The sequence below is a fragment of the Actinomadura sp. 7K534 genome (genome assembly GCF_004348575.1).
GTDB classification, from domain to species: domain Bacteria; phylum Actinomycetota; class Actinomycetes; order Streptosporangiales; family Streptosporangiaceae; genus Spirillospora; species Spirillospora livida.
In genome coordinates, this window is sequence record NZ_SMKB01000003.1 from 98831 (window position 1) to 105466 (window position 6636).

Genomic DNA, 6636 nt, shown 5'->3' on the forward strand with positions numbered 1-6636 from the left:
CGCGGGCGGCGGCCACGGGCCGTTCAGGGAACGGCCTCCGGGGCGCGCAGCCGGGTGAGGACCTGGACCGGGTCGGCCAGGACCTCCGCGAACGCGAACTCGGCGGCGCCGACGAGGGTCGTGTCGTCGCCGAGGGCGGCGGTGCGCAGCTTGACCCGCTCGCGCGGCGCCGCGAGCGCGCCGGTCGCCATGACGCTGCGGATCTGCGCGGCGGCGCCGAGGTAGATGTCGCGGAGCGTCCCGCCGAAGACGACCATCCCGGGGTTGAAGACGTTCACCAGGTTGGCGACGCCGAGGCCGAGCCAGCTGCCGACCCGCTGCAGCGCCTCCCGGGCGACGATGTCCCCGGCGTCGGCGGCGGCGACGACGGCGCGGACCGCGTCGCGGCCCGGCTGGTCGGGGGACTCCTCGCGGCCGGCGTGCGCGAGCAGCGTCCGCTCCCCCACCTCGGCCTCCAGGCAGCCCTTCGACCCGCAGGCGCAGAGCCGCCCGCCCGGATTGATGATCATGTGGCCGATCTCGCCGCCGAAGCCCTCGTCGCCGCCGAGCAGCCGCCCGTGCGCGATGATGCCGCCGCCGACGCCGACGTCGCCGTGCAGGTAGATGAGGTTGTCGCAGCCGACGCCCGCGCCGCGCTCGTGCTCGGCGAGGGCGCCGAGGTTGGCGTCGTTGCAGACCGACACGGGGATGCCGAGGCCGAGCCGGCGGGACAGGGCGTCGCCGAGCCGCAGTTCCCCGACGTCGAGGTTGGGGCCGAACATGATCGTGTCGTCGGAGCGGCGGACGGTGCCGGGGAAGCCGAGCGTGGCGCCGACGCAGACGGCGTCGCGCTCGGCCTTGCGGACGAGCGCGCGGGCCCCGGCGACCAGCACGCCGAGCAGCTCAGCGGGGTCGGAGCCGCGGGCCCGGACGCCCTCGCGGCGGTCCAGGACGACGCCGCCGAGCCCGACGCGCGCGACGACGAGCCGGTCGACGCCGACCTCGAACGCCAGCACGTAGACCCGGGTCGACTCGGGGCGGACGACGAGGGACGGGCGCCCGGCGCGGCGGCCGGGGCCGCGCGGCAGCTCCTCGCGGACGAGCCCGGCGGCGGTGAGGTCGGCGGTCAGCGCCATGATCGTGCTGCGGTTGAGCCCGAGCGACTCGGCGAGCACGGCGCGCGACGCCGGGCCGCGCAAATGCACGAAGCGCAGGAGCGTCCCGAGGTTGTGCCGCCGGATGTCCTCTTGTGACGGGCCGCCCTTCATCATCGGCGCAGCCCCAGCTCTCCGCTGGCACCCGAGGTGATCAGCTCGACGACCTGCCGGTGGGTGACGTCGGAGGTCCGCACCTGGGCGACCATCCGGCCGAGGTACATCGCGGCGATCCGGTCGGAGACAGCGAAGACGTCGTTCATGTTGTGCGAGATCAGCACGACGGCCAGGCCCTTGTCGGCGAGCCGGCGGACGACCTCCAGCACCTGCTGGGTCTGCGCGATGCCGAGCGCGGCGGCGGGCTCGTCCAGGATCACGACCTTGCTGTCCCACAGGACGGCGCGGGCGATCGCGACGGTCTGCCGCTGCCCGCCCGACAGCGTCGCGATCCGCTGCCGGACCGAGCCCATCGTGCGGACGGCGAGGCCGGACAGCGTCGTGCGGGCCATCTCCTCCATCGCGGTCTCGTCCAGCGTGAGGCCGCGGCGCCGCTCCCGGCCGAGGAAGAGGTTCTGGACGATGTCCAGGTTCTCGCAGAGCGCGAGGTCCTGGTGGACGATCTCGATCCCGAGGCGGGTGGCCTCGCGGGGCCCGCCGATCCGGACCGGGCGGCCCTCGAAGCGGTACTCCCCCGCGTCGAACGGGTGGATGCCGCCGATGCACTTGACCAGCGTCGTCTTGCCCGCGCCGTTGTCGCCGACCAGCGCGGTGACCTCGCCGGGGTAGGCGGAGAACGCGACGTCGTGCAGGACCTTGACGGAACCGAAGCTCTTCTCGATACCGCGCAGGTCCAGGGCTGGTGTCACAGACATGCCGAGGGGCTCCCGCCGTGCCGCACCGCCGCCGCGCGGCAGGCGGTCGTGAGCAGTGAGGTTATCAGCAGAGCTCCGCGGCCAGGAACCGCCGGACGGCCCCCGGAGGCCGTCCGGCACGGCCTGGGAGCCGACGGTGCGCGCCACCGGCTCCCAGGACTCCCCGGTCGTGTTCACGGGATCACCGCTCGCGCACCGGCCGCGGCGTCCGCCGCGCCACCGGCCGCGTTCATGGCGCCGTCACCGCCCCACGTTGGACCGCCGCCGTCTGGCCAGCGCGTCCATGCTGGCGGCGAGCAGCAGCACCACACCGGTGATGAGGAAGCTGAGGTACGCCTTGGTGCCGAGCAGGCCGAGCCCGTTCTCGATGGTGGCGATCACGAGCCCGCCGAACACCGCGTCGCGGGCCTTGCCCCGTCCGCCGAACAGGCTGGTCCCGCCGATGACGGCGGCGCCGACCGCGTACAGCAGCGTGTTGCCGGCCCCCGCGCTCACCGCGACCGAGTTGAGCCGGGACGCCGCCAGGATGCCGCTGATCGCGGCGAGCCCGGAGCAGATCATGAAGACGGAGATCCGGATGCGGATCACGTTGATGCCGGCCCGGCGGGCGGCCTCGGCGTTGCCGCCGACGGCGTAGATGTGCCGGCCGAACGAGGTGCGGCCCAGGATGAACGTGCACACGATCAGCAGGGTCCCGACGAGCGGCACGCCCCACGGGATGCCGGCCAGCTCGATCAGCGGGCTGGCGGCGCGGTCCAGGCTGAGCACGTACGTCGCGCCGAGCAGCACGGCCGCGACGACCCCGCACTGGATGAGCACGAGCTCGATCGGCTTGGAGTGCAGGTGGCGGGCGTGCTGGCGCTGCCAGCGCAGCAGCTGCGTGGCGGCGTAGCCGACCGCGCAGGCGACGGCGAGCGTCCAGCCGAGCCAGATCGGCATGTTCCTGGTGGCGAGCGCCACGATGACCTCGTCGCGGACGGGGACGGTCCCGCCCTCGCCGATCAGCCACAGCGTGAAGCCCTGCAGGCCGAGGAAGAACGCCAGCGAGACGACGAACGAGGGGATGCGCAGGACGGCGACAAGCCAGCCGATCGCGGTGCCGATGATGATGCCGGCCGCGATGGCGCTGATCACCGCGACGTACCAGGGCTGCCCGCTCTCGACGAGGAGCTTGGCCATCAGCGCCGCGCAGAGACCGCTCGCCACACCGGCCGAGAGGTCGATCTCCCCCACCAGCAGCACGAACACCAGGCCCATGGCGAGGATCGTGATCGGCAGCGCCTGCGTGGAGAGGTTCGCGATGTTCCCCGTGCTGAGGAACGTGTCGGGCTTCAGGAAGGTGAACAGGACGAACAGCGAGGCCAGGCCGATGATGGCGGGGAGCGCGCCCAGCTCACCCGCCTTGAGCCGGTACCAGTACTCCAGCACCGCGGACTTGACGTCGTGTTCGCGCCGGTCTGTTGCGAAATCCGAGTCCGCCAGCTTCAAGGCGGCCTCCTTGCCTTCGGGGATGTCGGTGGACACCTGGTCCCCCTTCAGATGCTCTCGGCGGCGGTCTGCGGCGCGAGGCCGAGATCGCCGGAACGGCCGGCGGTGATGAGTTCCACGACCTGGCCGTGGGTGACCTCGGTACGGGCGACGTCCGCCGCGACCCTGCCGAGGTAGAGCGCGGTTATGCGGTCGGCCACCTCGAACACGTCGTTCATGTTGTGCGAGATGAGCACGACGGCGTGCCCGGTGTCGGCGAGCCGCCGGACGAGGTCGAGCACCTGGCGGGTCTGCGCGACGCCGAGCGCGGCGGTCGGCTCGTCCAGGATCACGACCTTGGACTCCCACAGCGCCGCCTTGGCGATGGCGACGGTCTGCCGCTGCCCGCCGGACAGGCTCGCGACCTGCTGGCGGACGGACTTGACGGTGCGGACCGACAGCCGGGCGAGCGTCTCGCGCGCCGCCTCCTCCATCGACGGCTCGTCGAGCACGAGGCCCTTGCGCCGCTCGCGGCCGAGGAACATGTTCTGCACGATGTCCAGGTTGTCGGCGAGGGCGAGGTCCTGGTAGACGACCTCGATGCCGAGTTCGGACGCGGCGCGCGGCCCGTCGATGACGACCGGGCGGCCCTCGAACTCGATCTGCCCCGAGTCGACGGGGTGGATGCCGGCGATGCACTTGATGAGGGTGGACTTGCCGGCGCCGTTGTCGCCGACGAGGGCCATCACTTCGCCCAGCCGCACCGTGAAGTCCACGTTGTGCAGTACATGGACGGCGCCGAAGCTCTTGTTGAGCCCGGTCAGGCGGAGGACGGGGTCTCCGGTTTCAGCCACGTGGTTCCTTCCAGGTTCACGTCGTGCCCGTGGCGGGCCCCCGGCGTCCCGGGTTTCCGGGTACCCGGGGCGCCTTCAGCGGTGCGGGGCCCGCCACGAGGTCGGGGGGAGCGGCTACTGGATGCCCGCGTCCTTGCACTTGGCCGCGTAGGCCCCCTTGCAGAGGTCCTCGACCTTGACGAACCCGTCGTCCACGACCGTCTTCATGTTCTCCTTGTCGACGCCGATCGGGGTGAGCAGCACCGACGGCACGTCGCGCTTGCCCTCCGGGTCGTTCGTGGTGCCGTTGGTCTCGCCCTTCTCGCCCTTGATCAGGGACACGGCCAGCTTGGCCGCCGCGTCGGCCTCCTGCTTGACCGGCTTGTAGACCGTCATGCACTGGGTGCCGTCGAGGATGTTCTGCAGCCCCTGGACGGTCGCGTCCTGGCCGGTGACCGGGACCTTGCCGGCCTGCTTGTTCTTCTTGAGGATCGAGATGGCCGCGTTGCCGAGGTTGTCGTTGGCGGCGAGCACACCGTCGATCTTGCCCTGCTGCTCGGTCCACATCTGCTCGAAGAGCGTGGCGCCCTTCTCGGCGCTCCAGTCCGGAACGGGCTGCTCGGCGACCTTCGTGTAGTTGGCGTTCTTGTCGAGGATGTTGTGCGAGCCCTGGGCGAACAGGGTCGCGTTGTTGTCGGTGGGCGCGCCGTTCAGGTAGACGATGTTGGACTTCTCGTCACCCAGGCACTTCTCCAGGCCCTTGCCCATCTCCTCGCCGACCTTGACGTTGTCGAACGACACGTAGTAGTCGGCGACGCCGCCGAGCGTGAGCCGGTCGTAGTCGATGGTCTTGACGCCCTGCGACTGCGCCTTGCGCTGGACCGCGGCCGCCGAGTTGGAGTCGAGTCCGGTCAGCAGGAGGACGGTGGCGCCGCTGGTGAGCATCTGGTCGGCGATCGTCTGGAAGCGCTGGGCCGAGCCCTCCGCGTTCTGGATGTCGCTCTCGACGCCGGCCGCCTTGAACGCCTGCTCCAGGTACGGGCGGTCGAAGCTCTCCCAGCGGTCCGAGGAGGCGGTGTCGGGCAGGATCACGCCGACCTTGCCCTTGACCTCGCCGGAACCGCCGGCGTCGTCGGAGCCGTCGTCGCCGCAGGCGGTGAGTGTGAGCGCCCCGGCCGTCATGACGGCCATCAGGCTGAGGATCCCCTTGCGCATTGCCCGGGTCCTTTCTGGGGTGGGCCGCCGTGGCGCGGCCGAGGGGGTCGCAAGCCGGTGAGCGAGATCACATGCCCACCGGCGTGAATGTTGTGCCCCGCAACTTATGTCGGCCTTGCCCGGTGCGCCAGACCTGTCGCCCGACCAATTTGTTGTCAGGCGTAACAATCACGTAACGCGAGATCAACACGGGCGCGACACGGGGTTCCGCGGGGGGCGGGATGAGACGCGGCGGGCAAGGACGTCCCACCTCGGGAGGGCAGTATGTTCGGCGGCTCAACATTCCCCCGGACCGGGGATCGGCCGCCCGGAGAGGGCTTCGCGGCACGCCGGGGCCGGTTCGCGGGCGCGCGTGACGCGGGTTCCGGGACGCGCCGGGGGCCGGTCCGCGGGCGCGCAAGGGCCATGCCGGGGCGGCAGGAGACCACCCCGGCCGGTGGACGGACGGTTCCGTCGAGTGTTCGGCTCCGCGACCGCACTCGGCGGCTCGCGTCGCGGTCTGTCCGGCGGCCTCAGTTGACGGCGAGGACCAGCGCGACCCGGTCGGCCGCGGTGGCGACGTCGTCTGCGGCCGCGATCCGCTCCGCCCACGACCACCAGTACCACCAGCCGTCCGCGCCCTGCTCCGCCAGGATGTTCTCGGTGAGGGCGGACGCGTCCGGATTCAGCACGTGCAGGCTCGGCGACTGGCCGCGGGGCAGGGTGAGACGCACCCGGAAGCCACGCTTGACAAGCTCGTCGCCGAGTTCTTCCAGATATTCGATCCGCGTCTTCGACGGCGCGGCCGTTCCCGTATCGTCAGGCGTCATCCTCAGTTCCTCACGGACTCCGCGCGGCCCGACGAGACCTCAGCCTCCCGCTTCGCCCGCCCGTGCGCAAGCACTTCGGGCTGGTCAGCCGGGTGTCGGCGGTGCCCGGCCGGTGGGCCGGCCGGCGGGCGGCCGCGGTGGGCCGCCGCGTTTCGGAGCGCCAGGGCACCCTATCCGGGATATCTTGCGCGTAGCACACGAACCGCGATGTGGGGGGACGATGACGGTTGGCGCGGGGGCGGACCCGGGAGCCACGCCGGTCACCGGTTCCGGAACCGGCGGCGGGGCGGGCGGCCCCGGAGCCGGC

6 protein-coding genes are annotated in these 6636 nt (G+C 71.9%); all 6 read right to left on the bottom strand.

What is annotated here, in order from left to right:
* Positions 1–23: 23 nt before the first annotated feature.
* The 6 genes from E1266_RS01570 to E1266_RS01595 all read right to left on the bottom strand — a co-directional run bounded on the left by E1266_RS01570 (position 24) and on the right by E1266_RS01595 (position 6329).
* On the bottom strand, positions 24–1247 hold the full coding sequence (locus tag E1266_RS01570) for an ROK family transcriptional regulator (protein ID WP_132042914.1): 1224 nt from the start codon (positions 1245–1247) through the stop codon (positions 24–26).
* Entirely contained in the window at positions 1247–2005 is a 759-nt protein-coding gene (locus E1266_RS01575; protein WP_132042876.1) for an ATP-binding cassette domain-containing protein, read from the bottom strand. Before E1266_RS01575 ends, E1266_RS01570 begins: the two co-directional genes overlap by 1 nt.
* A gap of 240 nt (positions 2006–2245) precedes the next feature.
* Entirely contained in the window at positions 2246–3529 is a 1284-nt protein-coding gene (locus tag E1266_RS01580; RefSeq protein ID WP_132042878.1) for an ABC transporter permease, read from the bottom strand.
* An 11-nt stretch (positions 3530–3540) separates the two neighbouring features.
* The gene (locus tag E1266_RS01585; RefSeq protein ID WP_132042880.1) at positions 3541–4326 is read right to left on the bottom strand and encodes an ATP-binding cassette domain-containing protein; all 786 of its coding nucleotides are present in this window, start codon (positions 4324–4326) and stop codon (positions 3541–3543) included.
* Between the two features lie 114 nt (positions 4327–4440).
* Positions 4441–5520, bottom strand: a complete 1080-nt coding sequence (locus E1266_RS01590) for a sugar ABC transporter substrate-binding protein (RefSeq protein WP_132042882.1) — start codon at positions 5518–5520, stop codon at positions 4441–4443.
* A 512-nt stretch (positions 5521–6032) separates the two neighbouring features.
* Positions 6033–6329, bottom strand: coding sequence for a hypothetical protein (locus tag E1266_RS01595; RefSeq protein WP_131974024.1), 297 nt, complete (start codon positions 6327–6329; stop codon positions 6033–6035).
* Between the last annotated feature and the right edge of the window lie 307 nt (positions 6330–6636).

Excerpts from the sequence above, each read along its gene's own strand:
- E1266_RS01570 (WP_132042914.1), bottom strand. The coding sequence starts at position 1,247 with ATGAAGGGCGGCCCGTCACAAGAGGACATCCGGCGGCACAACCTCGGG.
- E1266_RS01595 (WP_131974024.1), bottom strand. The coding sequence starts at position 6,329 with ATGACGCCTGACGATACGGGAACGGCCGCGCCGTCGAAGACGCGGATC.
- E1266_RS01575 (WP_132042876.1), bottom strand. The coding sequence starts at position 2,005 with ATGTCTGTGACACCAGCCCTGGACCTGCGCGGTATCGAGAAGAGCTTC.
- E1266_RS01590 (WP_132042882.1), bottom strand. The coding sequence starts at position 5,520 with ATGCGCAAGGGGATCCTCAGCCTGATGGCCGTCATGACGGCCGGGGCG.